The sequence below is a fragment of the Acidithiobacillus acidisediminis genome (genome assembly GCF_023277115.1).
Lineage (GTDB): Bacteria > Pseudomonadota > Gammaproteobacteria > Acidithiobacillales > Acidithiobacillaceae > Igneacidithiobacillus > Igneacidithiobacillus acidisediminis.
The window spans coordinates 531093-554798 of record NZ_JALQCS010000001.1; the positions used below are offsets into that span (position 1 = coordinate 531093).

Consider the following 23706-nt stretch of genomic DNA (forward strand, 5'->3'; position numbering starts at 1 on the left):
GCTTCAGCGGTCAGAGGTTACTGTTACGGCCCTGATGGTAGCCCTCGCTGCGTGCGCGGGCCATGTCGCTAGCACTGTATCCTTTGAATGCAAGACCACTAAAATCTGCCTTGTGGGGCACGAGCATGAAGTACAGAGCGCCCATCACAACCGGGCCGATCACGGTAAGGTACACCAAATCCGTCCCGATAAAGGGAATTGCCAGCGTGATTGGCGAAAACGCCATCGCCAGTATCCAGAAAATGAATATCTTGAGCTTCACGGCCCCACCTCCATTCATCAGACTCAACCCCACCGCTTCTTGCCTATAGCGCGGATTGTCTCGTCGCCGCTACTCGCTGTGCTTCAAGCCGAACCCATTCGCTTGTACACCCACTTTGCTCTCCTCTCCGGGCGACAGGATTTTTTCTGCAACACCATGTATGGCGGTAAGGTTTTTATGCTGTTTCATCATTCTCTCCGCCAGCGACATAGGCTTGTCCTGCCCTTCGCCAGTGGCACCGCTCCGCTCCGCAGCGGGTGCCGCTCGCCTGGTCTCCGCCACACCGGAAGGTCCCGCGTTCTGCAGGGAATCCAGCTTAGGCGGCAGCACCGTGTTTTCGGGAAGCCCAGACGGTTCCGGTGGTGGTGGCGGGGCCTGTACGGCGTTCGCCATACCGGCATCCGCCGCACCGGATAGCGAGCCCGCCTCACCGGCGCCCAAGGCCGTTCCACCAGCCCCCGCAGCACCACCGGCTGCACCGGACAGCGCACCCGCTTCGCCAATCCCAGCGGCTGCGGCTTCCGCGCCCGTCAAAACCCCAGTGCCCGCGCCCGCTCCGGCGGCGCCCAAAGCGGCACCGCCCGTAGCCAGGGCCGCGGCTCCGAGCGCGGCGGCCGCCACACCACTGGAGATCAACTCACCACCGGACATTGTGGACCCGCCCGTCAGGACGCTGGCCGCGATGCCGGGCAGCTTCTTCGCCATCCAGGCAATCAGCAACACAAAAATGAGCACATTGGCATAAGCCGAAAGCGTGGTCCCGATATTGGTCCCGCCAGATTGTTTCACGCCGTTCAGCAGATTGGTAATGATGGACGAAGAATGGTTCTCGATGAAGGCAATCCAGATCACGAGGACCATGAACCGGATGCCCACGGACAGCGCGTACTTGAGGTACCCTTCCGTGTGCTGCACGGTCCAGCGGCTACCCGCAAAGCCCATCATGATGATGCCCACGGACGCCACCAGGGCGGCCTCCAACTGGATGGCCAGATACTCCAGCGCCAGATAGATCAGGGCCAGAATAGCGATGATCCCGACGACCATCCCGACAAACGCACCCAGGATGGTGGAGATCAGGGTTTTCCCGCCGGAAGAGACCAGATCCCAGACATACTTGATGGCTCCGCCCGTACCGCTCTGCACCGGCCCCTGGACACAAGCCGTGAAAATCTTGCCGCCGGTTCCGAGTATCCAGTCGAGGCTCGTATGCGGCTGCCCGGCGGCGGCGACACCGGATGCCTTGAACCCATAGATGACCCAGCCAATCAGCTCATGCCCGTTGAGCAGGATGGTAAAAAACACCCCAATGGTGATGAGTTTCTTGATGAAGGACGTGAACACTTCGTGTACGTCCTTTCCGCCGATGAGCCATTGGGCCACCAAGTAGACGAAGTCCACGCCGAATAGCGTATAGAAAATTCCTTCGGCAACGCTTTTCAGGGAACCGTACCACCCCGTTGTGGCGCTGATAAACGTATTGGTAATGCCGCTGGCCCCAGACGTGCCCGCGAAGGCGTCCGGCGCGGCGAGGAGGAGCAGCGCCAGTAATACCCAGGGTGCGAGGGCTTTGCGCCCTGCCAGGGGCCAAGGTCGTCTGTGCATTTCAATCCCCTCCCAGAGTCTGGGCCAGGGTGTTCAGTGTGCCGCCCGAAGCGCTCACCGCAGGCTGCGGGTTGGTGCCATTGCCATACAAGGCCTGAGTGGCCTCCTGGTTCGCGGCAACCTGGCTGGTCTGGTAGGCCAGCTGGTTTTTCCGCCATTCCATTTCGGCCGATGCTTCCGTATTGGCGGTCTGCTGCATCTGGGTCAGTGCCGATACTGTGGCCTGCCCGGCTTCCACGGCCCCCTGCAGCAGGGCATTGCGGCTTTGCGGGTTCTGCAAGGCCTGACTGATGGCCTGCTCCGCCTGCGCCTGGGTAGCGAAGGCGTCCGGGTTCAGGTTCGCGGCCTGGATCGCCGTATTCAGCGCGTTGTTGAGCCCGGTCGTGATGCTCTCGTATTTTTGGGTATATTCGTCCGTGAGCTGCGGGTTGAAGCTCGCATTGATGTTCTGGAACTGGTTGGCGATGTTCATGGCGTTGGTGCCCAGCTGCTGGGCCTGCGCGGCCATGCCGTAGATCTGATCGATGGGCTGCAGAATCCGGTTCACCAGGCTCTGCGGGAGGGTGACCATGTTCTGGACCATGTTTTCGTACTGCTGGATCTGCTCTACCAGCCGCTCCGCACCGGAAATTTTTGACTGGATGAGTGTGGCTTCCTGCACGATCTGTTCGGGCAGGGTGGCTCCCCCGGTGACCGCGCCGCCTGCCAGAGCCGGGACCGGCGGCAATGCCATCAGGATTGCGAGGAAGACACGGCGAATGCTCTGCTTTTTCATGATGGACCTCCTTAGTTTTCCGTTCCGCCAGATCGGATGATCTGCATGATCTGCATGATCTGCTGGACCTCCTGGTCATACTGTTCCAGGGGCGCGGTGATCGGGGCCATGTAGCCGGCGATACCGGTCTCGTCCGTCGCCAGGGCGGCCACGAGATCTTCCCGGGCCGGGTTGGCGGTCCCGCCGCCGAAACCATACGGGCTGGGGGCAGACCACGTGCTTCCGTTTTCCATGGGTTGCGCCACCTGGGCCAGGGACGGCTCGTCGCTTATGGCTTGTTGCACCGCCCGCATGATTGGCGCTTTCAGCGGCAGGGTCGGCAAACTGCCCGTGCCCGTAGGGCAGATATCCACCAGGCGGGTGATCTGGGAATCCGGGGCTATGCCATCAAACCAGCCGATGGGCGCTCCATCGTTTGGCCCGGCCACATACTGCGCCCGGGCCAGATTCGGGGCGTCTCCAATCCCAGCCTCCCACTGCGTAATGGGCAAAGGCTGCAAACTGCTGTTGGGTCCGATGGCGTTGCTCAGTTGCGTTGCCGTGGTATTCAACAGCGTGGACAGATCGTTCAGAGACGCCAACAGAGGCCCTTTCTGGGCCATGATCTGGTTCGCCAGAGCCTCTTCCCGGGGGTTGCCGGACTGCACCAGCTGCACTAGGTAATCCGACAACTGTTCCGGGAAATCAGCGGCGACGGCCTGTATGGCGTAGGCTTCCGCCTCACCGTCACCGCCGATATTGAGCGCGCCGGTCACCAGATATTGGGTGACCTGATCCCATCGGGTGTTGTGGCATTGCTCACGAAAGCCCATGGGATTGGTGACCACCGGGCCGAGACCGGCCCAGGTGGCGGCGGCGTAGGGCGCGAGTTGCCCATACGACTGCGCGGCGGACTGTACCTGCGCCCAGGTCTGCGCCATGGCACCGAGCGCCCTGCTGTCTGCCTGCATGGCGGACAACGGATCGGCCAAGGCGGACGCCGGCATGGATACCACGGCCAGAGCGGCCAGGAGAGCGGTTGTAAAACGGGTTTTTCGCATGAGTAACCCCCAGAGAGAAGACGATTCCCTCCGGGTATAGCGGGGCAAAACGGGGATAGGTAGTCTATCTGGGCCGCGTTTACAGCTAGTTCAGGGCCTTGGACAGGGTGCTCAGGGTGTCCGGGCTGGCTTTGTACTCGATATCCTGTTGTGCCTGATCCGCATTGGTACAGTTCGGAGAGGATCCATCCGCAATGCACGGTGCGTGGTTACATTCCTGGATCAGCTGCTTTCGCTGGCGGGGATGGTGCTGGTAATAGTCCGTCGAGTGATATTGGCTTGCCATGTCGTAGGGCTCCGGCTTGCATACTGCTGTCTGGTCTGCTGGTGCCGGCTTTTTGTGCTCATGCCCACATCCGGCCAATCCCAGGACCGACAACGCGGCCACCACAGCGATCTGCGATACCTTCATGAAATCTTCCTCCTTCGGTTCTATGGGCCGGGAAATCCGGCCCGCACCCAATGGCGCGGATTGTCTCGTCAACCTCAGAAAGCCGGATACAGGCGTTCCAGAAGGCCGATCCAACTCCCCTGAACCGGAACGGGGAGCCGTTCCCGCAACCAGGCCACGGGCCATGTCCGCCCATACTGGTTCCGCAATTCCGCTACCCGCTTCACGTCGCGAGGATCGGACACGGCGCAGAAAGCCAGGGTCACCGGACCCATGGCAAAAGACACCAGCCGCTGCCCATTAGGGCTGCTCACGTAGTAATCCTGCTTCGGGGTCGCGGTCTGCAAAAGCTGGATCTGCCGGTCCAGCAGGCCAAAGGCCGTATACATGGGCAGCAAGGTGGTCGACCCGGCTTCCCGGTTGGGCAGGAAAATCTTGGTCGGGCAACTCTCCTGCAAGACCGGCAGCAAAGGGCTTCCGATCAGGTCCGCCAGAGACTGCGTGGCGAAGAGGACCGCCGCGTTCTTCTTGCGCAGCACCTTGAGCCACGCCCGGATTTTGGCCAGGAACAGCGGGTTGTCCAGCAGGGTCCAGGCCTCGTCGAGCACGATCAGCGTGGGGCTGCCATCCAGCATGGTTTCGATGCGATGGAAGAGGTACAGCAGGATGGGCACCACGATGCCCCTGGCGGTATCGCCCTGGGGCAGGCTGTCCATCTCGAAGGTCAGAAACCGGCTGGAGAGATCCAGACCGTCGTGCCGGGCATCCAACAGATCCCCGTACTTGCCCGTGCCCTGGTACACGCCCACCGCCTGTTTCAGGCGGGCATCCTGCAAGAGGGACACCACGTCGGTAATGGACCGTCCCTGTTCCGATGCCAAGCCCTCGATGGCCTGGTGGATGACGGCCCGCTCGGCGGAGGTCACCGTCACCCCCTGGAGCACGGCCAGGCTTTCCAGCCATTCTTCGGCAAACACCCGCTCGGCCTGGCTATCCACCCGCTCCAGCGGGGCAAAAGACAGCTTGCTGTACTCTCCGCCCAAGTCGTAGTGCTGGGCCAAGCCCGGCGCGGCAGCGCCCACGGCCTCGGTGAGCGCGAAGAGGGACCGCCCCTTGTCGAAGGCGATGACCCGCGCGTTGCGATAGCGCAGCCACTGGGCCACGAGCAGCGCCAGCAGACTGGACTTACCAGCACCGGTGGGCCCCAAAATCAGACTGTGCCCAACATCCGAGACATGCAGATTGAAGCGAAAAGGCGTGGACCCCGAAGTCTTGGCGAAAGTGAGGCACGGTGCCGGTTGGTTCCCCGTGCGCATGAGCGGACTGGGGCACTCCCGGTCTCCCGCCCAGATCGCCGTTTTGGGCGAAACATCCGCGAAGTTCATGCTGTTCAGCACCGGGCGGCGCACGTTCTCCCAGGTGTGGCCCGGCAGGCTGCCCAGGAAGGCCTCCACCACATTGACCGTCTCCCGCTTGGCCACGAAGTTGGCGTTGTCGAGCAGGTTCATGACGATCCGAACCCGATCCTCCAGCGTCTTGGCGTCCTTCCCGCGTAGCACGACGGTGAATGTGAAATAGCCCAGGCGCACGGCACCGCTGGACACGTCGCCATCGGCCAGCGCGGTTTCTTGTTCCATGGCCTGCTTGAAGGGATCGGCCCGGTCGTGCCGGACCTGACCCCTGTCCAAGGCGGCCGAGAGGTAATCCCGCAGGCTGAATTTGGAGCTGGCCCACTTCTCCCGATACTTCCCGATCAGCTTCTTGGACTCCTGCTGATCCTGGAGAATGAAGCGGGTGGTGTAGCGCAGAGGGAACGGCAGGCCGTGCAAATCTTCCAGCAGCACGGGATTCGTGCGGTCCGGGTAGCCCGTCACACTGACCACCTCGATCAACTCCCCGTCGATGGATGGCTCCACGCCGGCGATGAAATCGTGGTGCCCGAGAAGCACGTCCAGATAGCCCGGGATCGTCGGGGGATTCACGCCGTGCGCCTTGCCGGTCAGGCACTCGTGATAGTGGGTCAGCAAGCCGCGAGCATCGAGCGGGGATAGCAGAAAGGTCTGCTGCAAGATCCCGGTGACGGCGCGAATGGCGTCCTCGAATTTCTGCAGGAGCACGTCGAAGGTGTCTGGCTGCGCGTCCTTTTTGGACTCCAGAAACATCTGCCCGGCGGACACTTCGGACTCCGGCGGGGTCTGCCAGGTAAGCGCCAGAGTGTAGCGGCAGAGAAAGTGCAGGCCCTCCTGCTCGAATTGGGAGCGGCGCTCCAGATCGATGAGGGCGGATACGGGATCGGGGAAGAAGCACCGGCTTTCTTCGATGTATCCGTCCGCAGGGACACGGGTGGCCGAGATCTGCACGGTCCATCCCGACCCGAGCCGCGTCAAGGCGGCATTGACGACCGCCGACATACGGTTGATCCCGGCGTGGGAAAGACTTTCCCGGTCTGGCCCGGAAAATCCGATGACGGACAGGAACGAACCGTCCTTGTTCAAGAGGACGGCGCAGGGTTTACCCAGTACCGTGATCTCGCCCGCCAGGATGGCGGGGTTGAGCAGATCGGGCAGCGCAAGCTCCTTACTGCGAAACTCTTTGACGTTCAGCATCTTTTCGGGCTCCCAGTCGGGCTATCCAGGACAGCAGTTTGGTGGTGGCGGGGATGGGGTGCGGGTTGGGGATCTCCCGGTACCCGGCCTCCAGCGTCGCGCCGCTCCCATAGAAGGTCTGGTACTTTCTGGACCGGTTGACCACCGCGATCATTTGGGCGTCGGATTTCGCCAGATGTTGCAGCACCGCCTGAATCAGCATGAACAGCAGCACGGCGATGACAGCGCCCGGGATGGAGAGGGTGAAGAAATACACCAGCATCGCAAATCCGGCGTTGTACATTGTCGCCGTGCGTTCCGCCCCCATCAGCAGATGGGGACGGACCAGCGACTGGTACAGCCGCACCTGCCGTGTTCCGTCCATCTTTCCTCCTCTGGTCGGGCCGTTACAGACCCAGGCCGTGAGCCAGGGTCGCCAACAGGCCGGCGTGCTGGCCCAACACGGCCGCCTGGATACCGGCCTGCTGGCCGAACCACCCATACTGGGCGATGAGAAAGCCGCCGCCCGCGGCGGTACCGATACCGACGGCGGCCTTGCCGTAGTCGTGCTTGAAGGCGTGCACCGCGCCGTAGCCGACGCCGCCGGCCACGCCCACGGACCCGATGAAGGGCATGAAGTTCTGCTGAACGAAGTTGCTGATGTCCCCGAAGGGGCCACCGGTGGCCGCCAAAGCGGCCGCGGTTCCCGCCAGGGTAAGCCCCACGCCCAGAGCCAGCTTGGCCTTGCGGCTCAAAGGCCGGCGATTGTACTGCGGCATTGCGTCTACCTGTTCCATGTTGCGATTCCTCTTGCAAGCAGGTTGTCCCGTTACCTCGACGCATCGGTAGGGACCACTCCCGACACGCCGCAGGCCCCTCGGCCTAGGTCGGTATAGCGGGGCCAAAAGGGGATAGGTAGTCCAGTCGTGCTGAGTGCACGGTCACCCCTGTAGCGGCGGGGGCGGCGTGATGAGGACTTAGGCAACGGCTGGCTCAGACACAGCGGCTTCTTGGGCAGGGGATCGATGCCTTCCCCCAGAAGCTGCAAATGGATCGACTTTCTCAGATGGGGATCCAATCTGCGGATACCAGGGGCGCCAAAGAAGAGTTCCGGGAGCAGGTAAAGGTATCCCCTAGGCATCGTCATTCCTTCAACGGCGCGTTGTGGACCACCAGGACCTGGCCACCCATCAGGGCAAAGCTGCCTTGGATGTAGGAGATGCCGGCAATCCGCTCGAGCAGTGTGATGGCGGGGACCGCCTCCCCATAGGGGATTTTCTCCCCGATCATGGCGTAGTTCGGCCCGGTGAAACGAAATTGGATATGCAGCTTGCGGGCAATATACCGCAGTGCTCCGCGCTCATTGACGCGATAGCTGGCCGGTAGCCGCACGTCAAAGAAAAAGATCGCGGGGGGATCGGAAAAGAAAGAAACACTTGGCTTGGGCCTTACCGGCGGACTCCGATGCAACACCACCGGGACCGATATTACCGGAACCACCGGAATCTGGAGTTCTGGGGCAAGAGCGTACCACATGGGCTAATCCTCACTGATCGAAACAAACGATGTCGGAAACCACCCGGCCTGCCGGGTGGGCAGATTCGCGCCGGATCTGAACCACCACGTCCACGGCTTCCCGGATCAAGGCGCTCTGGGACGGCACCCCCGCCTCCTGGCAAAGCTGGTCCAGACGGATCAGTGCGGCTTCCGGGTCATTCGCGTGCAGGGTGGCCAGTCCCCCGGGGTGACCGGTGTTCCAGGCCTTGAGCAGCGCCAAAGCGGCGCCGTCGCGCACTTCACCCACAAAGATGCGGTCCGGACGGTAGCGCAAAGTCAGCTTCAGGAGCCGGGTCATGTCGATATTGGCATCCGGGTCCGTCAGCATCTGGACGGTGTTGGGTGCCTTGCAGACTATCTCCCGCGTGTCCTCGATGATGACGACACGCTGATCGAGCCCGGAGACCTGGGCGACCCGATGCGACAGAGCGTTGAGCAGGGTGGTCTTGCCCGAACCGGTCCCACCGCTCACCAAAATGTTCTTGCGCGTGTCCAGGGCTTCGGTCAGATAATCCCGCTGATCCGGGGCCAGAATGCCGGCATGCACATAGTCCTCCAGGGTGAAGATCCTGGTGGTGGGCAGGCGGATAGAGAACGTCGGCATGGGCGTCAGAGGCGGGATACAGCCTGCGAAGCGGGCCCGGCGAAACTCGTCGGGCATCGCCCCCTCAACGATGGCCCGGTTCCGGTCCACCACCGTTTCCCGCCAGGACGCCATGAGGGCCAGGAAGTTGAGCGCCTTGGCCGGACTCATGCGGGTCAGTTCGGTGATCCCGTGTCCATGCCGCTCCACGAGGATTCTTCCGTCGTCGTTTAGCATGATTTCAACGGCGGATGGGTCATCGAAAACCGCGCAGATAGTCTCTCCCAGAATCCGGCGCATCTGCTCGATCAACCGGGCATGGGCCTCGACCTTGGCCTTGTCGATGGAATGCAGCGTCATGGGTCATTCCTCCGTCGGGTTCTCGCCTTCAACAACGATGCGCTCCTCCAGCAGCCGAGCGATCCGGCGCAACGCCCGGGGCCGGTCCCCGTCGAATCCCATCTGAGCCACTTGCGTCAAAAACCGCTCGTAGCGAGTCAGCGCAGAGGACCGGACGGCCTCCGCCTCATCAAGAACCGGCTCCGGCAGGTGCAGCAGCATGAGTTTGACGAACATATCGAACATGGCCGTGAGGGTATCCAACTCGGCTTGCACGGCCTCCACATCCCCCCTGAGCGCCAGGATCGTTGCGGACATGCGCCGCTCGAAGCCGCGCAGATCGCCGTCTCCCGCCGCGTTGGCCGCCTCGATGCCGCGAAGCGCATAATCCGTGATCAAGGCGGCCCTGGAGACGCGCTTCTCCCGGGATTCCTTTTCGATACGGTCGGCATAACGACCGATGAGCTTTACTTGTCCGAATACCGTGGGCATGGGCCCCTCCTGTTCATCGTCCCGCTTTGGTATAGCCGGACCAAAAGGGGATAAGCAGGGGCTTGCGGACGGCGGGCAATGACAGTGGTAAGGCTTAACACAGAGCAGAATTGATCTGAGCAACAAAGCTCTCCCTAGCCGCGATGGCGGCAATAGATTCCCAAGTAGCGCCATCAGGCGTGATGCGCTACTGTTGGATTATTCAGGGACAAACGGAAGCGCGCAGCAGGTGCCCGCCCAGAGAAGAGGTGGCTTTCCTGGAGCAGCACGGAGTCCAGGTGCGCCTGACGAAGAAACGTCCTATATACATGCATGCCGAGGCGGATATTTCGAGCCGCTACGCATTTGTGGGCAGCGAGAACTACAGTACGTCTTCACTTGAGGGGAACCGCGAGATGGGCTTGATTCTGACCAACCCAACGGATGTTTCCAGATTGCCGGCGCAATTTGCACAGGATCGCAAGGTGGCGGGGACGGCATGAGGCGCGCGCATATTCTGTGGCTACTTCTCGGATTGCCGGGCCTGGCTGTGGCGCAAGTGCCGCCGCCGGCCCTCACCAGCGTCAATTTTCATGTGGTGACGCATTATCGGGTGCCAAGGACGGTGCTGCATGCCGATCTGCAGGCAGAGGCATCGGGAAAAAACCCGGCGAAGCTGGCCTCCATGGTCAATCAGGACGTGGCGTGGGCAAAAGCACGGCTGCAATCGGTGCCTGGGATTACCTGGCGCAGCGCCGGATACCAGACCCAGGCCACAGGCCAAGCCGGTGCGCTCTGGCTGGTACGGGAAGATCTGGTCCTGCAAAGTCCGGATCCGGCCGCATTGCTCCCCTTGCTGGGCACATTGCAATCCCGGTTACACTTGGTCGGGATGCATTATGCAGCGCGTCCTGCCGCCGCACACAAGGCACTAAGAGGATGCGGAAAAAATCCGTAGAAACGCCCTGGCGCTATCGGATTTGGTCAAAAATTGCCGAATAGGCAGCCCTATCAGGCCTGTTTTGCCCGCTGTTGCAGTCTTTTTGGGGCCATTTTGGGATTCCAGACGCAGTACTCCCATCAGGCCACCCCCAACCGCACCATGCGGACCAGGTTGTAGGCGACGGTGACCAAGGAAAAGTGCAGACCGACCCGTTCCAAACCACGGAATCGGGTTTTCCGCATCCCTCCCACAGTCTTCATCCAGCCGAAGATGGATTCTATCCGCCGCCGGACGTGGATGCTCATGGCATAGCCCCGGTGGCGAGTAGTCCGGGCATCGATGGCCGAGCCTTTTCGCTTGCGGGCTACATGAGGGGTCACATTCCGATCCCGGAGATTCTGGACGAAGCCGTGGCGGTCATAGCCCTTGTCGGCACCGAGGGTGATGCGCTGGTTCCCGCCCAGATCGTCCACGAGTTGGACGGCGGCGTCGACTTCCGCCGTACCGTCGGCGGTGGTGACCTGCTCTCCGGCAATCAATCCATGCCGATTATCCATGAGCACATGCCCAAGATAGGCCAAGCGGGAAGCTTCGCCGGGCGCCTTTTTGTAGAGCCGGGCATCGGGGTCGGTCACCGAGGCGTGAGTCTCGTTACTGCGCGACTGGCCGCGGAAATCGGAACCATCGCCCTCACGGTCCTCGGGATCTTTCGGCCGGAAGGACTTCTGCGAAGCCCAAGCTTCCAGCAGGGTGCCATCGACGGAGAAATGCTCTTCGGAAAGCAGATTCTGGCCGCGGGCCTGTTCCAGTACGGATCGGAAGAATTCCCGTACCGTCCCATGATCCAGCAACCGATCGCGATTCTTAGTAAAGACCGTGGGCACCCAGACGTCGTCGTCCATTCCCAAACCGACAAACCAACGGAACAGCAGGTTGTAGTTGAGTTGCTCCATCAGCTGCCGTTCCGAGCGGATGCTGTAAAACACCTGCAGCAGTAGCGCCCGCAGGAGAAACTCCGGGGGAATGGAGGGGCGACCGTAGGTCGAGTACATCGTGCTGAAGTGGCTATCCATCTCCGCCAGGGAGCGATCCACGATAGCTCGGATCGCTCTCAGCGGATGGTCCTGGGGCACCCGTTGCTCCGGGGAAACGTAGCTGAACAACCCTTGGGTCTCTACCTTCGCTCCACGCATCTTTCCAACCCCCGCTGCACCATTTTGCCCAGTATACCACCGACTTTTTCATCACCGTCCTAAGAGCGGCCGAGCTGCGGGGACTGCGCCGATACCGGAAAGAAGCGCGGCAGGATTGCGCTGTGCTAGGCCACAAAAGGGTGCGTCTGGGACAGATCTTCATCAACACCAATGTCGTCCCGTTGGCGCGGCCTATGCCGGTCATGGCGCTGTCCGCCCAGGTCGTCCCCGGGCCGGTAGTAGGCCGAGGTGGGACGGAAAGTGGCCGGGTGGTGGTTGGGGGTAATGCTTATTGCGAGTGAGAGGGCGGACTATCCTGGTAATATGGGACTATATGCAAAAAGTGATTGGCTTCGACTTGCGGGCCTGCTGGAAAAATACCTGTAGCACGCAGGGACTGGTTGCCCATTAAGGGACAGCACGCGTAGAGTAATATCCAACGGCGCCAAGGCAGCGATAGCGGACGTTCGTGAGATCCATACTATCGACTTGGGAGCACTCTATTTCTCAAAATTATTCCACACAGAATACCCTTTCCGAAAAGCCACTAGACTCCAGATAGACTCTACGATACCAAATGGCCACGTTTCGGAAAGAAACCCGTAGATCGCAGAAGAGATGCAGATTATTCCAACTGCTAGAGTAAACCACGATGATTTTTGCTCCAGAGCATAAAATGCCATCATCAAAGTTACCACCGATGCGCCGTATATCGTCAGGAGATTCACGTTTTTCTCCAGTTCTGCGTATCAAAGCCCCACCACTAAGACGAGCCCCAAAATCATGAGAATGACCAGGCTCAATCGTTCGCTATTGCGATCCAGCCAAGCCCACCGCCAGTGTAAGCCCAGCCACGTAGCGAGCCAGACCAAGAGCATGATAAGGACCAGCGTCGCCAGGGAATAGGTCAGCAGCACCGCCGTAATGGCCAGCGTTCCCACAGTGCGTGCCGCTGTGAATCCGGTGATTACTTTGCGCAATCGTTTACGCAGTAACGTCGGCCAGTTCCAGAGTCTGACGCCGCTGGTGATCTAGACGCTGACCACCCAACATCGGGAGCACCCGGGCTCGACGGCCCAGTTGCACTACGCAAACGATCATGGGGCTTGAAGCTCTACCCCTGATGATGAAAAATAGTCCTGTCCATTGGCGTTGCCAGTCGCTAGAGGCACCATAACCGGGCGGTGCTTGGCTTCAGCGGGTCTATGGTCGATCGCTCTTTCTTCTCTTTGCAAGCCTCTGGTGAGGTCTGCGGGGTAAGTGTGCCCAGCTTTCTGCCGTTTTTTCACAGTAATCTGAAGGTGGTGCTTTTGGGCAGGAGGTATCGCTTCCGTCCTACCCGACGATCCGCCGCTATCTCAAGGCGCAGGGCCTGTTTCAAGGCAAAAACCACCCTTCGCAGCCCAATTCTCCGCACTGACGGGCTATCGCCAGGCGATTCACCGATGAGCGCACCGCAAAAACCACCCGTAAACGTCAACATCAGAAAGAACTCACGGATCCAGCCATTCGTAAGCTTGAGTGGATTCATAGCCAACGCAAGATGCAGTCGCAGGCTCGTGAGGCGCCACGTGAGATTTGTCCAACGACTTCTTCGCTTGACTTGGAGTAGACTCTAGCATCTATCCTCTGTTTTGAAGCCCCCATCATGGTCTATCGGCTCCAGGAGGTACATCCACATGGCGATCAACGTCGAAGTATTTTCTTCACCCGGCTGTGGCAAGTGCGCCCAAGCGGTTCAGGTTCTGCGCGCCGTAGCTGAAGAATTTGGACCAGATAAGGTACAGTGGAGACAGGTAAATATCTTGGAGGAACTGAACCACGCGGTAGAAGTTGGTGTCCTGACCAGTCCAGCCATCGCGGTGGAAGGCAAGTTGGTGTTCGCAGGTCTCCCAAGCGTGCGGGACTTGCGCAACTATCTAAATAGCATTCTATCAGGAGGAGAATCCCATGATCGTATTGCTTCTGCTGACTAGCGCTGCGTTGGGTCTGCTTTCCTTCTTCGAGCCCTGCACCATCGCGACCCATACAGTCTTTGCAGCGCGCAGCCATGCACAGCATGGTCGTGGTGTGCTAACACTATGGATCACCCGCAGTATTTTCCTGGCTGCCATCCTCGCCGTCGCAGCTCAGCTGATTCCTTCGCCGCATTGGGGGCCATACCTGCCCTCTATTGTTCTAGCAGCAATAGCTCTCCCATTCATCATCTCACGTTTCATGTATCTGCCGGTGCCACACTTCACTTTCTATAAACTCATTCCCGGAGGAGCGAGATGGCCACAGCCGTTCCAGCTGGCGTGGACTTTGCCAGCCTGTGCCCTTCCGCTCTTCGGAATCGTAGGAGGAGTCGCGGTTACGCTCCACCACCCCCTATGGGCAGCCATTGCAGGGGCGATTTACGCCTCGGCTTTCACCCTGCCGGTGATAACAGCCGCGTGGCTAGGAACTGGACCACGTCTACTAGGATTCCTGGATCGCACAGCCCCGGCTGCACCCGTCGTGACCGCTGTCGGGCTTATCCTCGTGGCGTTGCTTCTTCTCTCCCCGCATGTAAGTACTGTCGTTGATTCGAGCATGGTCCCCGATGTCCTGCGGCATCCCTCATTTGCAGCCCTTGCCTTGGGGTTCGGCGTCGGCTTTCTCTTCAGTTTTGAGCCACTGGCGCTTGCTTCCTTGGGTATGGGGATCACTTTTGTGACGCGAGGACAAAGTCGTTCTTCGAGCTTGTGGTTGACCGGGGCGTTTCTATTGGGAATGATCCTGACTCAAGCATTTTTGGGAGGCGCCGCCGCGGAAGGTGGTCATTGGGTACATGGGATCATGGGCCGTCAATGGGGAGTAGTCTTGGGACCCGTGGCTATCCTCCTGGGCCTATTGTGGGCTGGTTTGATCAAGATTCGATTATCTTGGTTCTCGATGCGCGCAATGAAAGTTGAGGGTCCGCTGGGCGCCTTTATGCTCGGTATTCCCTTCGCGGTTGCCGTGTGTCCATTTTGCACGCCAGCTTTGCTAGTTATGCTGACTGCTAGCGCCAGCGTGCATTCGTTACCGTTCGGAGTCGCCCTCCTCTCTGCTTTTGCCGTAGGTCGTAGTCTACCAGTGCTCACAGGAGCAACCGGTCTTGCGTGGCTGGAACGCTTCCCCGGAATGGAACAAAGTCTACCAGCTTTGAAGGTTATGGGGGGAGTGGTGATGATCGCCATGGGGCTGTATCTACTCAATGGCTACTTTTACTGGCTTCCTAGTTTGGCTGCAGGATAAGAAAATGGGTTACCGTATCGGTGTTCTGGCTAAGGATGTCGGTGTGCTACCTGACACGATTCGCTATTACGAAAAACTTGGTTTAAGGAAGCTCTGACCTAGCCTAAAAAGGTGCGCCTTGTCCCCAGTATTGACCTAAGCACGTTGCTATCAGGTCACTTATCCGTCAAATTCCCCCATTTTCTGGAGAATTATTGGATATTGGGCACACCACTCCCTACGCGGCCAGGAGATATCTCCTCAGCATGTACAGATTGGCCAAGGCAAAGAGCGTGGTCAGTTGAGCACCGTTCTTGGCCAGACCCCGATATCTGGTTCGCTGATAACCGAATTGGCACTTCAGCACCCGGAAGGCGTGTTCTCCCCGGGCACGGATCCGGGCAATGGCGCGGTTGTAGCGCTTGAGGGCCGCCAAGCCGGTTTTCTGCCCAGGATAGCGTCGCCGCGCTACCGCGTTCCGTATGCCTCGGGCCACCAGCGTGTCATGCACCTGGGGATAGTCATAGCCCCGGTCAGCGAGGACCACCGACTCCTCTCCGGTAAGGAGCCCCTCCAGCCGCTGATGATCCGGTACCTTGGCCGCGGTGAAGTCCACCGCCTGTACGATACCTTGGAGATCCGTTGCCACATGCGCCTTCATCCCGAAATACCACTGATTCCCTTTCTTGGTGGAGCTCATCTCCGGATCCCGCTGGCGGTCTCGGTTCTTGGTGGAGCTCGGGGCGTGAATCAAGGTGGCATCCACGGTCTTGCCCTCCTGCAGAAAGAGCCCTTTCTCCCGCAACACCGCCTGCACCTCGGCAAAGATGGCCTGAGCAAGCGCATGGCGCTCCAGTAAGCGGCGGAACTTCAGGATCGTGGTCTCGTCAGGAACGAAGTCCCGGCCCAGGTCGATACCGACGAATTGACGGAGCAGGGGAACCTCGTACAGGGCCTCTTCCATCCCCGGATCGGAGTAGCCGAACCATTGCTGGAGAAAGTGGATACGCAGCATCCGCTCCAAGGGCATGGGCTTGCGGCCACTGCCACCCTTGGGATAGTGCGGCTCGATCAAGGCCACAAGCCTGGCCCAGGGAACCACGGCATCCATCTCGGCCAGAAAGCGTTCTCGCTTGGTCTGCTTGCGGCGTCGCGACAGGCTGGGCTCCTCGGCAAAGGTCATCTGTCCGGTCATGGATGGCATCTCCTCGCTACTCGGTCAGCCCATTCTATCAGATGGCTAAATCAGAGACTCCTTAATGAATTCTCCGCCCCGCATGCGAGGCGGAGTACGACAATACACAGCCATGGACAGGGATCGTTTACGTTTCATCCGCCAGGCTAAAAATATGGGTTTCACCTTGAAACAGGTGGACGAACTGCTGAAATTGCGAGATGGTCAAATGCCATTGAGAGAAGACGTACGCGCGTTGGCCAGAGAAAAGATGGAGGAGATAGAAGCGCGTATAACGGAGCTAGAGCATCTGCGCGCGCAGTTGCGGATACTCACTAACTTGTGCGAGTGCGAGAGCGGCGAGGAATGCCCGATCCTCAGTGCGATTGAGGGCAGATGACAAGCACACCTTTACTTTAGGAATAGGCGACGTTAGACAATTTTCTGATTTACAGGAGAGGATCACATGGACGACCTGATTTGCAATTCATACAAAAATTTTCCTCGCAAAGTTATTTTTGCTGGCGCCATTGCCCTCGTTGGGAGTATTGGTGCATCAGCCTACTCATCGGCTGATGCAACCACCTGGATCAAAGTCAAATGTTATGGAATAGCGCGGGCGCACATGAATAGCTGCGCAACAGCCACCCACTCTTGCGCTGGGCAGTCGATACATAATGGAAGCAAAACTTCATTTCTGTACGTGCCCAGAGGGCTCTGCCAAAAAATTGTGGGGGGAAGCTTGGTTCCCGGCAAGTGATCGCTTATAGCGGGTTATTCCCCACTGAAGCGCTCTACAGATGAGATCCAACAGTGTTTATTTATGAGCGTGCTAAAAATGCCATGAAAAATCGTGTAGTCCGCATTATATGTCTACCGAATGTTTTACCGCCTTGGGCAATAGTGATTGGCAACGCGCTCCCTCGATGTCATGTTGGCGTAGGGGGCGGAATCCCTGCTCGACTTTGTGCAGGGAGGGCAATTCTTCGCAGTCTTGATCTACGCTCACCAAGTTGAGGCGGGGAAATGAGATGACAACGCTTCGCGTGCCACTCGCTGAATCTCTTGCTGTACTCTTTTCGACTGTAATCAGCATCGAGACGATAAAAAACCTCGGGCCGCTGGGGACCGGCATGCATAGACGACCGCGCGCTGTATTCGTTGCTGCGTTGCTTTTGTTCAGCGTCAGTAGTGCGGTACAGGCCGAAAATCTGCTTTCAGCCTATCACCAAGCCTATCGCACTGACCCGGCCCTGGCCGAGGCGCGTGCGCAGTTTCAGGCCACGCTTCAGGACAAGCCGGCAGCGCGGGCGGCGCTGTTGCCACACCTTGGGCTTGGGGCGAGCGTGGGCTATAACACGGGCACCTTTTCCGGCTTTGCCGGGCTCGACCTGAGCAAGGCCTATCTGTCGGACAGTTACAGTGTCACCCTCACCCAGTCGGTTTTCGACGGTCAGAGCTACGTGGCGCTGCGTCAAGCCGACAGTCGCATCCAGGCGCAGACGGCGGCACTGCTGTACACGCAGCAGCAGTTGGCCCTGCGCGTGGCCACGGCCTATTTCAAGGTGCTGGAGGCGCAGTCCCAGGAGCGTATTGCCGAGCGTCAGCGACGCCTGCTGGAGAGCATCTACCGGCAGACGGAGGCGGCCCTGAAGGTGGGCACCGGCGATATCATTGCCGTGCGTGAGGCCCGAGCGCGCCTCGATGCAGCGCGGTCGGACCTGATCCGTGCCCGCAATGCGGTGTCCATCGCCGAGCGCGGCCTGGAGCGCCTCACCCACGCGCCCGTCGGTCATCTGGAGGATCTCCGGCCCTTTACCGCCGAAGGCCCCAAGCCGGACGACATGGACGCATGGGTTCAGGCGGCCATCCGGGATCAGCCGCTGATGCACGAGGCCGAGGCGCAATTGCGTACGGCCCAGGAAGAGGTGCAGTACCAGCAGCGGGCGCGCTGGCCCAAGGTCGATCTGCAGGGGATTGCGCAGCACAACCATGGTAGCCCCTTTCCGGGTTTCAACGAGAATCAGGCTGGGGTGAGCCTGAATCTCTCCATGCCCATCTACCAGGGTGGAAGCATTTCCAGCGGGGAGCAGAAAGCCCAGGCCCTGAGCGTGGCCCAAGTGGACCACCTGGGTAGCGTTCGCGACCAGGTGCGACTGGATACCCAGACCGCTTTTTTGAACCTTCAAGACAGCGTATCCCAGCTCCAGGCGGCCAAGGCAACGGTGGAATCGGCCAAAGTCTCCTTGACGGGCACGCGCAAGGGCTATGAGGTAGGTACCCGTTCCATCATCGATCTTTTGCAGACGGCGACGGACTACCTGCGCGCCGAGCAGGATTATAATGTTGCCCTGTACAAGCAGGTGCTCGCCCGGGTCCAGCTCCAGGCGGCCACTGGACAACTGGACCTGCAGGACCTACAGGCCGTGAACGGTCTGCTGCAAACACATTGAATACGCCATTAGAAAGGAAGCCCGTCATGGCCAGCAAAAAAATGCGCCTCATCCTGCTGCTTCTGCTTTTGGTCATTGGCGCCGGGGTGGCCTACTGGTGGACCCACCGTCCGGTCACCAATCCCCATACCTTGACCATCTACGGCAACATCGACATCCGCCAGGTGCAGGCGGCCTTCAACGACAACGGGCGCGTACAGAAACTGCTGATGCAGGAAGGTGACCACATCAAGCAGGGACAGTTGCTGGCAGAGTTGGACCCGACGCGCTTTCAGGATGCCGTCGATCGGGATCGAGCCACGGTAGCGGCCCAGGAGCAGGTCTTGGCCAGACTGCTCTCGGGTTCCCGCCCCGAAGAGATCGCCGAGGCCCGGGCGCAGGTGGCGGCGGCCCAGGCGACTCTGGAAAACGCCGAGCTCGTCTGGCGGCGACAAAAGGCTTTGGCCGCCGAACAGTACGTCCCCAAACAGAGCGCCGACAATGCCGCCGCGGCCCTGAAAACGGCGCGGGCCGATCTCGACCATAGCCAACAGGCCCTTATTCTCGCCATCAAAGGGCCGCGTAAGGAAGACATTGCGGCCGCCCGAGCGCAGTTACTGGCCGATCGCGCCGCCTTGGCCCTAGCCAAGCGGAAGTTACGGGACACGAAGCTCTACGCACCGGAAGATGGCGTAGTCCAGGACCGCATTGTTGAGCCGGGCGACATGGTCTCGCCAGCAACCCCGGTCTTTACCCTGGCGCTCGACAATCCAGTCTGGGTGCGCGCCTATCTGCCGGAGACGGCCTTGGGCAAAGTGCGGCTGGGCATGCGGGCACAGATCGAGAGCGACTCCTTTCCCGGTAAGCAGTTTGCGGGCTGGGTGGGTTTCATCTCGCCGACGGCGGAGTTCACCCCCAAGACGGTGCAAACCACGGATCTGCGCACGGAGCTCGTCTACCGAGTGCGGGTCTATGCCTGCAATCCGCAGCATGAGTTGCGCCTGGGCATGCCGGTAACGGTGCAGATCCCTCTGCAGAACAACCAGCCCCAGGCCCTCTCCGAGCACCCCTGTGCGCACTGAACCCGCGGCTACCCGCCCCTTGCGCTTCGTTGGGGTGCACAAAACTTTCCAGCGCGGTAAGGACACGGTTCTTGCCTTGGATGGTCTGGATCTGGAACTCGCCCCGGGCCAGGTGACGGGCCTGCTAGGACCCGACGGGGCGGGCAAGACCACCCTCATCCGCCTGGCCGCTGGGCTCCTGCGTCCGAGCGCAGGGCAGGTCGTGCTGTTTGGGCAGGAAATCCGCACCGGGACGACGGATCTGCAGGAGAAGATCGGGTACATGCCGCAACGCTTCGGCCTCTACGAAGACCTGACGGTGCAGGAGAATCTCGATCTCTACAGCGACTTGCAGAGACTTGACCCGGAGCAGGCGCGCAATCGCCAGGAAGAGCTCCTGAAACTCACCGCTCTGGGACCTTTTGGCAAGCGTCGCGCCGGGGCACTTTCGGGCGGCATGAAGCAGAAGTTGGGCTTGGCCTGTGCTTTGCTGCGAGCACCCCAGCTCTTGCTTCTGGACGAGCCCACCGTGGGTGTGGATCCCATCGCCCGCCGCGAGCTCTGGGAGATTATCCAGGGTCTACGCGGCGCTGGGACGACGGTCTTGATGAGTACGGCCTATTTTGACGAGGCGGAGCGTTGCGATGCCATTGTCCTGCTCCACGAGGGTAAACTGCTCCAGCAAGGGAGCCCGCAGAGCTTCACCGATCCTCTGCGCGGGCGTTGTTTTTTGGTTCGCCACCCCGAAATGCGGCGCCGCGCCCTGCGCGAGTCGCTACAAGGACGCCCGGGGGTACGGGATGCGCGGATCGTCGCCGACGGCATCCGCGTGCTCACCGGGCCGGAGCCGGTGACGCCCGCTGCCGGCGAGCAGTGGGAGCCAGTGGCACCCGCCTTTGAAGACGCCTTTGTGCAGCTCTTGGGCTCTATGGAAACGACGGCAATCGCTGCGGCGCCAATAAGCACCGCCGTTATAGACGACAAAACCGCCGAGGCAGTGGTCGAAGTGGAGGGCTTACGCAAGTTCTTTGGTCACTTTGAGGCGGTCAAAAGCAGCACCTTTAGCGTGCGCCGTGGCGAAATCTTTGGTCTTTTGGGGGCCAATGGCGCCGGCAAAACCACGACCTTTCGTATGCTCTGCGGTCTTTTGCCGCCCTCCGCAGGGACCCTGCGCGTGGCCGGAGTCGACATGCGCCGGGCGAGCAGTGCTGCCCGCGCCCGCATCGGCTATGTGGCGCAGAAATTCGCCCTCTATGGCAACCTCAGCGTCGATCAGAATCTCCGTTTTTTTTCTGCCGCCTATGGCCTGCGCGGCAAGCAACGGGCTGCGGCCTTCGCCCGCGTGCGCGTGGAGTTTCAACTTGCCCCCTACGGCACCGTCAATGCCGACGACCTGCCTCTAGGTATCAAGCAACGCTTGGCCCTGGCCTGTGCCCTGCTCCACGAGCCGCCCATCCTTTTTTTGGATGAGCCCACCTCGGGGGTGGATCCTCTGGCGCGGCGGGAGTTCTGGCAGCGCATCAATGCCCTTGCGGCACAGGGGGTGACGGTGCTCATCACCACCCATTTCATGGATGAGGCGGAATACTGCGATCGACTCGTCTTGATGTCCTTGGGGGAGATCCTCGCCCAGGGCAGCCCCGCGGAACTGCGGGCCCAGGCCAAAAGCCCAGAACACCCGGACCCCAGCATGGAAGATGCTTTCATCCAAATCATCGAAACCCACGAGCGCCAGATCCGGAGGGCATCGTGAATCCTCGGCGCCTGCGCGCACTCATTCGCAAAGAATTTCTGCAGATCCTCCGCGATCCTTCCGCCATCGCCATCGCATTTTTTCTGCCGGTGTTCCTGCTCTTTCTCTTTGGCTCCGGGGTGTCCCTCGACGCCCGCCACATTCCTCTGGCGGTAGTGGTGGATCAGCCGACGGCGGAGACTGGTGCCTTTGTCGGTGGCCTGCAGCAGTCCTCCTATTTTGCGCCGAAGCGCTTCCTCAGCGTGCAACAGGCCCAGGCCGCCCTCATGGCACGGAAGGTGGATGGAATCGTCTGGCTACGTTCCAATTTCAGCCGCCAGATTCTGCAGGGGAATACCGCCTCCATCGGGGTCTTCGTCAACGGTGTGGACGCCAACAATGCCCGCATCGTCGAAGGCTACCTGCAAGGGGTCTGGCAGAATTGGTTACAACAACGCGCGCTGGCGGCCGGCAAGCCCTTGATCATCCCGGTAGACGCCAAGGATCGAATCTGGTTCAACTCCGCGCTGCGCAGTCGTGACTATCTGATACCAGGCCTGATTGCCATGATCATGACTCTGATCGGCGCCCTCCTCACGGCTCTGGTGGTAGCCCGGGAGTGGGAGCGAGGGACCATGGAGGCGCTCATGGCGACCCCAGCGCAGATGGCGGAGATATTGATCGGCAAACTGATCCCCTACTATGTCCTGGGAATGGGCGGCATGCTGCTCTCGGTGGCTATGGCGGTCTGGCTCTTTGCCGTGCCCCTGCGGGGGAGTTTCGCCGTCCTGCTGCTGGCCTCGACTCTATTCCTTTTGGTCGCCTTGGGCATGGGCCTGCTCATCTCCAGCGTCGCACGCAATCAATTCGTGGCCGGACAGATCGCCATCATTGTCACCTTCCTTCCGGCCTTCATCCTTTCGGGATTCATCTTTTACATCCCGTCCATGCCCGCGGCGATCCAGGTCCTCACCCACATCGTTGCCGCCCGCTACTTTGTCAGCATTTTGCAGACCCTGTTCCTCGCCGGTGATGTCTGGCCGATTATTCTGTGGAATAGCCTCGCCCTGCTGTTCATGGCGATTTTTTTCCTGGGCGTGACCCTGCGCCGCTCCCACAAGAGGCTGGACTGATGCTAGCGCGCATCTGGGCCTTGGTGATCAAGGAATTCCTCGCCATTTTGCGGGACAAGAAAAGCCGGTTCGTCCTTATCGGGCCGCCCATCATTCAGCTCTTGGTCTTTGGCTACGCCGCCACCTTCGACCTCGATCACATTCCCTACGCCGTTTATAACCAGGACAGCGGCTTTGCCTCTCGCGAACTGCTCGGCTATTTTCAGGGTTCGCGAGCCTTTCAACAGGTGGCGACCATCACCCGCGAAGGCCAGATCGCTCCCCTCATAGACCGCGAAAAGGCCCTGCTGGTGCTGCAGATCGGTCCCCATTTCACCGAGGATCTTCTGCATCATCGGCCGGCGCCGGTGCAGGTGATCATCGACGGCCGCAATTCCAACACGGCTACCATTGCCCTCAACTATGTCAATAGCGTCCTGCTCTCGTTCGACGATCGCTGGGCACGGGATCACCACTGGGGCAGCCCACCGGCACAGCTGGTCACCCGCGCCTGGTTCAACCCCAATCTTCTGTCGCACTGGTTCGTCGTTCCCGGTATCGTCGCCCTACTTACCCTGGTAGTGACCCTGCTGGTGACGGGGCTCTCGGTAGCCCGGGAACGGGAGCAAGGGACCTTTGACCAGCTACTCGTTACTCCCATGACGCCCTTGGAGATATTGGCGGGCAAGGCACTGCCGGGGATTCTCGTGGGCGCCGTGGAGGGCACGTTCATTTCTTTGGTGGCGGTATTCTGGTTTGGCGTGCCCTTCATCGGTAGCGTCTTTGCCCTCGCCCTGGGGATGCTGCTCTTTCTCTTTGCCGCCGTCGGCATCGGCTTGATGATCTCGTCATTGTCCATGACCCAGCAGCAGGGCCTGCTCGGCGCCTTTCTCTTTTTGGTGCCGGCCATCATTCTCTCGGGCTTTGCCACCCCCATCGCCAACATGCCGGAACTGGTCCAAGACCTCACCTATGCCAATCCCATGCGCTACTTTTTGGTGATCGTGCGCGGGGTATTCCTGGAAGGAGACGGGCTGCTGGACCTGTGGAGCCAGTATTGGCCCTTGGCCATCATCGCGGTCCTGAGCATGAGCGCCGCGGCCTGGCTCTTCCGTCATCGCATGCAGTAAGGGGGCCCTTCGTCACACCGCTCAGCGATGGGGTGTAATAAAAGTCGGCGCTCGACGACTAAAGGGATGAGCATCTAATCC

General features: G+C 60.3%; 27 protein-coding genes. 13 read left to right on the forward strand and 14 right to left on the reverse strand.

The genetic code is table 11. From position 1 onward, the window contains the following. Positions 1-10: 10 nt before the first annotated feature. The 11 genes from M5D89_RS02685 to M5D89_RS02735 form a co-directional block, all read right to left on the reverse strand. The gene (locus tag M5D89_RS02685) at positions 11-262 is read right to left on the reverse strand and encodes a hypothetical protein (protein WP_215874225.1); all 252 of its coding nucleotides are present in this window, start codon (positions 260-262) and stop codon (positions 11-13) included. A 69-nt stretch (positions 263-331) separates the two neighbouring features. Continuing rightward, a complete protein-coding gene (gene trbL / locus M5D89_RS02690) occupies positions 332-1867 on the reverse strand; it encodes a P-type conjugative transfer protein TrbL (RefSeq protein WP_248884217.1) in 1536 nt (511 codons plus the stop codon). 1 nt (position 1868) lies between these two features. Next, the gene (locus M5D89_RS02695) at positions 1869-2642 is read right to left on the reverse strand and encodes a TrbJ/VirB5 family protein (RefSeq protein ID WP_226823502.1); all 774 of its coding nucleotides are present in this window, start codon (positions 2640-2642) and stop codon (positions 1869-1871) included. Positions 2643-2653: 11 nt separating this feature from the next. Beyond that, positions 2654-3682, reverse strand: a complete 1029-nt coding sequence (locus M5D89_RS02700; protein ID WP_248884219.1) for a hypothetical protein — start codon at positions 3680-3682, stop codon at positions 2654-2656. An 85-nt stretch (positions 3683-3767) separates the two neighbouring features. After that, positions 3768-4094, reverse strand: a complete 327-nt coding sequence (locus M5D89_RS02705) for an EexN family lipoprotein (protein ID WP_248884221.1) — start codon at positions 4092-4094, stop codon at positions 3768-3770. Between the two features lie 74 nt (positions 4095-4168). Further along, on the reverse strand, positions 4169-6679 hold the full coding sequence (locus M5D89_RS02710) for a VirB4 family type IV secretion/conjugal transfer ATPase (protein ID WP_248884223.1): 2511 nt from the start codon (positions 6677-6679) through the stop codon (positions 4169-4171). Continuing rightward, a complete protein-coding gene (locus M5D89_RS02715; RefSeq protein WP_226823500.1) occupies positions 6651-7043 on the reverse strand; it encodes a VirB3 family type IV secretion system protein in 393 nt (130 codons plus the stop codon). The genes M5D89_RS02710 and M5D89_RS02715 overlap by 29 nt, the downstream gene beginning before the upstream one ends. A 22-nt stretch (positions 7044-7065) precedes the next feature. After that, complete coding sequence (locus M5D89_RS02720; RefSeq protein ID WP_009560729.1) at positions 7066-7455, reverse strand: hypothetical protein; 390 nt, start codon at positions 7453-7455, stop codon at positions 7066-7068. A gap of 346 nt (positions 7456-7801) precedes the next feature. After that, on the reverse strand, positions 7802-8194 hold the full coding sequence (locus M5D89_RS02725; RefSeq protein WP_248884225.1) for a hypothetical protein: 393 nt from the start codon (positions 8192-8194) through the stop codon (positions 7802-7804). A gap of 10 nt (positions 8195-8204) precedes the next feature. Then, positions 8205-9158, reverse strand: a complete 954-nt coding sequence (trbB, locus tag M5D89_RS02730; protein WP_248884227.1) for a P-type conjugative transfer ATPase TrbB — start codon at positions 9156-9158, stop codon at positions 8205-8207. Positions 9159-9161: 3 nt separating this feature from the next. Then, complete coding sequence (locus M5D89_RS02735; RefSeq protein WP_248884229.1) at positions 9162-9629, reverse strand: hypothetical protein; 468 nt, start codon at positions 9627-9629, stop codon at positions 9162-9164. Between the two features lie 182 nt (positions 9630-9811). Here M5D89_RS02735 and M5D89_RS02740 point away from each other — a divergent pair, with 182 nt between their 5' ends. Both M5D89_RS02740 and M5D89_RS02745 read left to right on the forward strand, forming a co-directional pair. Continuing rightward, positions 9812-10111 carry a phospholipase D-like domain-containing protein gene (locus tag M5D89_RS02740; RefSeq protein ID WP_283102942.1) on the forward strand — a complete coding sequence of 100 codons (300 nt, stop codon included), beginning with the start codon at positions 9812-9814 and terminating at the stop codon, positions 10109-10111. Further along, positions 10108-10566, forward strand: coding sequence for a hypothetical protein (locus tag M5D89_RS02745; RefSeq protein ID WP_248884232.1), 459 nt, complete (start codon positions 10108-10110; stop codon positions 10564-10566). Before M5D89_RS02740 ends, M5D89_RS02745 begins: the two co-directional genes overlap by 4 nt. Positions 10567-10688: 122 nt before the next feature. Here M5D89_RS02745 and M5D89_RS02750 read toward each other — a convergent pair whose 3' ends face one another. Next, positions 10689-11744, reverse strand: a complete 1056-nt coding sequence (locus tag M5D89_RS02750; protein WP_248884234.1) for an IS5 family transposase — start codon at positions 11742-11744, stop codon at positions 10689-10691. Positions 11745-11866: 122 nt separating this feature from the next. Here M5D89_RS02750 and M5D89_RS02755 point away from each other — a divergent pair, with 122 nt between their 5' ends. Then, on the forward strand, positions 11867-12046 hold the full coding sequence (locus M5D89_RS02755) for a hypothetical protein (protein ID WP_248884235.1): 180 nt from the start codon (positions 11867-11869) through the stop codon (positions 12044-12046). 447 nt (positions 12047-12493) lie between these two features. Here the strand turns inward: M5D89_RS02755 and M5D89_RS02760 are convergent, their stop codons facing one another. Further along, entirely contained in the window at positions 12494-12724 is a 231-nt protein-coding gene (locus tag M5D89_RS02760; RefSeq protein WP_248884237.1) for a hypothetical protein, read from the reverse strand. 699 nt (positions 12725-13423) lie between these two features. Here M5D89_RS02760 and M5D89_RS02765 point away from each other — a divergent pair. Genes M5D89_RS02765 through M5D89_RS14400 form a run of 3 tightly spaced genes read left to right on the forward strand, consistent with a single transcriptional unit; the run spans position 13424 to position 15102 of the window. Continuing rightward, a complete protein-coding gene (locus M5D89_RS02765; RefSeq protein ID WP_014002619.1) occupies positions 13424-13720 on the forward strand; it encodes a thioredoxin family protein in 297 nt (98 codons plus the stop codon). Beyond that, positions 13695-15005, forward strand: a complete 1311-nt coding sequence (locus M5D89_RS02770; protein ID WP_248884239.1) for a cytochrome c biogenesis CcdA family protein — start codon at positions 13695-13697, stop codon at positions 15003-15005. The genes M5D89_RS02765 and M5D89_RS02770 overlap by 26 nt, the downstream gene beginning before the upstream one ends. Positions 15006-15009: 4 nt before the next feature. Continuing rightward, on the forward strand, positions 15010-15102 hold the full coding sequence (locus M5D89_RS14400; protein WP_431307144.1) for a MerR family DNA-binding transcriptional regulator: 93 nt from the start codon (positions 15010-15012) through the stop codon (positions 15100-15102). Positions 15103-15222: 120 nt separating this feature from the next. Here M5D89_RS14400 and M5D89_RS02775 read toward each other — a convergent pair whose 3' ends face one another. Further along, positions 15223-16167 carry an IS5 family transposase gene (locus tag M5D89_RS02775; protein WP_169737325.1) on the reverse strand — a complete coding sequence of 315 codons (945 nt, stop codon included), beginning with the start codon at positions 16165-16167 and terminating at the stop codon, positions 15223-15225. A 94-nt stretch (positions 16168-16261) separates the two neighbouring features. Here M5D89_RS02775 and M5D89_RS02780 point away from each other — a divergent pair, with 94 nt between their 5' ends. The 7 genes from M5D89_RS02780 (at position 16262) to M5D89_RS02810 (ending at position 23625) form a co-directional block, all read left to right on the forward strand. Next, positions 16262-16558 (forward strand): MerR family DNA-binding protein, encoded by a 297-nt coding sequence (locus tag M5D89_RS02780; RefSeq protein ID WP_283103054.1) that lies wholly within the window; start codon positions 16262-16264, stop codon positions 16556-16558. 66 nt (positions 16559-16624) lie between these two features. After that, positions 16625-16918 carry a BufA1 family periplasmic bufferin-type metallophore gene (locus M5D89_RS02785; RefSeq protein ID WP_077272807.1) on the forward strand — a complete coding sequence of 98 codons (294 nt, stop codon included), beginning with the start codon at positions 16625-16627 and terminating at the stop codon, positions 16916-16918. 373 nt (positions 16919-17291) lie between these two features. Then, complete coding sequence (locus M5D89_RS02790) at positions 17292-18611, forward strand: TolC family outer membrane protein (RefSeq protein WP_248884243.1); 1320 nt, start codon at positions 17292-17294, stop codon at positions 18609-18611. 26 nt (positions 18612-18637) lie between these two features. Then, positions 18638-19672: an HlyD family secretion protein gene (locus M5D89_RS02795; protein ID WP_248884246.1), complete on the forward strand. Its 1035-nt coding sequence runs from the start codon at positions 18638-18640 to the stop codon at positions 19670-19672. Next, positions 19662-21404 (forward strand): ATP-binding cassette domain-containing protein, encoded by a 1743-nt coding sequence (locus M5D89_RS02800; RefSeq protein ID WP_248884248.1) that lies wholly within the window; start codon positions 19662-19664, stop codon positions 21402-21404. The genes M5D89_RS02795 and M5D89_RS02800 overlap by 11 nt, the downstream gene beginning before the upstream one ends. Beyond that, positions 21401-22516, forward strand: a complete 1116-nt coding sequence (locus M5D89_RS02805; protein ID WP_248884250.1) for an ABC transporter permease — start codon at positions 21401-21403, stop codon at positions 22514-22516. The genes M5D89_RS02800 and M5D89_RS02805 overlap by 4 nt, the downstream gene beginning before the upstream one ends. Next, positions 22516-23625, forward strand: coding sequence for an ABC transporter permease (locus M5D89_RS02810; RefSeq protein ID WP_248884252.1), 1110 nt, complete (start codon positions 22516-22518; stop codon positions 23623-23625). Before M5D89_RS02805 ends, M5D89_RS02810 begins: the two co-directional genes overlap by 1 nt. The last annotated feature ends 81 nt before the right edge of the window (positions 23626-23706 follow it).

What these genes read in the sequence shown, in the direction of transcription:
- M5D89_RS02750 (WP_248884234.1), bottom strand. Translation starts at nt 11,744, where the DNA reads ATGCGTGGAGCGAAGGTAGAGACCCAAGGGTTGTTCAGCTACGTTTCC.
- M5D89_RS02720 (WP_009560729.1), bottom strand. Translation starts at nt 7,455, where the DNA reads ATGGAACAGGTAGACGCAATGCCGCAGTACAATCGCCGGCCTTTGAGC.
- M5D89_RS02770 (WP_248884239.1), top strand. Translation starts at nt 13,695, where the DNA reads ATGATCGTATTGCTTCTGCTGACTAGCGCTGCGTTGGGTCTGCTTTCC.
- trbL (WP_248884217.1), bottom strand. Translation starts at nt 1,867, where the DNA reads ATGCACAGACGACCTTGGCCCCTGGCAGGGCGCAAAGCCCTCGCACCC.
- M5D89_RS02710 (WP_248884223.1), bottom strand. Translation starts at nt 6,679, where the DNA reads ATGCTGAACGTCAAAGAGTTTCGCAGTAAGGAGCTTGCGCTGCCCGAT.
- M5D89_RS02700 (WP_248884219.1), bottom strand. Translation starts at nt 3,682, where the DNA reads ATGCGAAAAACCCGTTTTACAACCGCTCTCCTGGCCGCTCTGGCCGTG.
- M5D89_RS02705 (WP_248884221.1), bottom strand. Translation starts at nt 4,094, where the DNA reads ATGAAGGTATCGCAGATCGCTGTGGTGGCCGCGTTGTCGGTCCTGGGA.
- M5D89_RS14400 (WP_431307144.1), top strand. Translation starts at nt 15,010, where the DNA reads ATGGGTTACCGTATCGGTGTTCTGGCTAAGGATGTCGGTGTGCTACCT.
- M5D89_RS02695 (WP_226823502.1), bottom strand. Translation starts at nt 2,642, where the DNA reads ATGAAAAAGCAGAGCATTCGCCGTGTCTTCCTCGCAATCCTGATGGCA.
- M5D89_RS02740 (WP_283102942.1), top strand. Translation starts at nt 9,812, where the DNA reads ATGCGCTACTGTTGGATTATTCAGGGACAAACGGAAGCGCGCAGCAGG.
- M5D89_RS02780 (WP_283103054.1), top strand. Translation starts at nt 16,262, where the DNA reads ATGCGAGGCGGAGTACGACAATACACAGCCATGGACAGGGATCGTTTA.
- M5D89_RS02725 (WP_248884225.1), bottom strand. Translation starts at nt 8,194, where the DNA reads ATGTGGTACGCTCTTGCCCCAGAACTCCAGATTCCGGTGGTTCCGGTA.
- M5D89_RS02715 (WP_226823500.1), bottom strand. Translation starts at nt 7,043, where the DNA reads ATGGACGGAACACGGCAGGTGCGGCTGTACCAGTCGCTGGTCCGTCCC.
- M5D89_RS02735 (WP_248884229.1), bottom strand. Translation starts at nt 9,629, where the DNA reads ATGCCCACGGTATTCGGACAAGTAAAGCTCATCGGTCGTTATGCCGAC.
- M5D89_RS02810 (WP_248884252.1), top strand. Translation starts at nt 22,516, where the DNA reads ATGCTAGCGCGCATCTGGGCCTTGGTGATCAAGGAATTCCTCGCCATT.
- M5D89_RS02795 (WP_248884246.1), top strand. Translation starts at nt 18,638, where the DNA reads ATGGCCAGCAAAAAAATGCGCCTCATCCTGCTGCTTCTGCTTTTGGTC.
- M5D89_RS02745 (WP_248884232.1), top strand. Translation starts at nt 10,108, where the DNA reads ATGAGGCGCGCGCATATTCTGTGGCTACTTCTCGGATTGCCGGGCCTG.
- M5D89_RS02785 (WP_077272807.1), top strand. Translation starts at nt 16,625, where the DNA reads ATGGACGACCTGATTTGCAATTCATACAAAAATTTTCCTCGCAAAGTT.
- M5D89_RS02775 (WP_169737325.1), bottom strand. Translation starts at nt 16,167, where the DNA reads ATGACCTTTGCCGAGGAGCCCAGCCTGTCGCGACGCCGCAAGCAGACC.
- trbB (WP_248884227.1), bottom strand. Translation starts at nt 9,158, where the DNA reads ATGACGCTGCATTCCATCGACAAGGCCAAGGTCGAGGCCCATGCCCGG.
- M5D89_RS02765 (WP_014002619.1), top strand. Translation starts at nt 13,424, where the DNA reads ATGGCGATCAACGTCGAAGTATTTTCTTCACCCGGCTGTGGCAAGTGC.
- M5D89_RS02790 (WP_248884243.1), top strand. Translation starts at nt 17,292, where the DNA reads ATGCATAGACGACCGCGCGCTGTATTCGTTGCTGCGTTGCTTTTGTTC.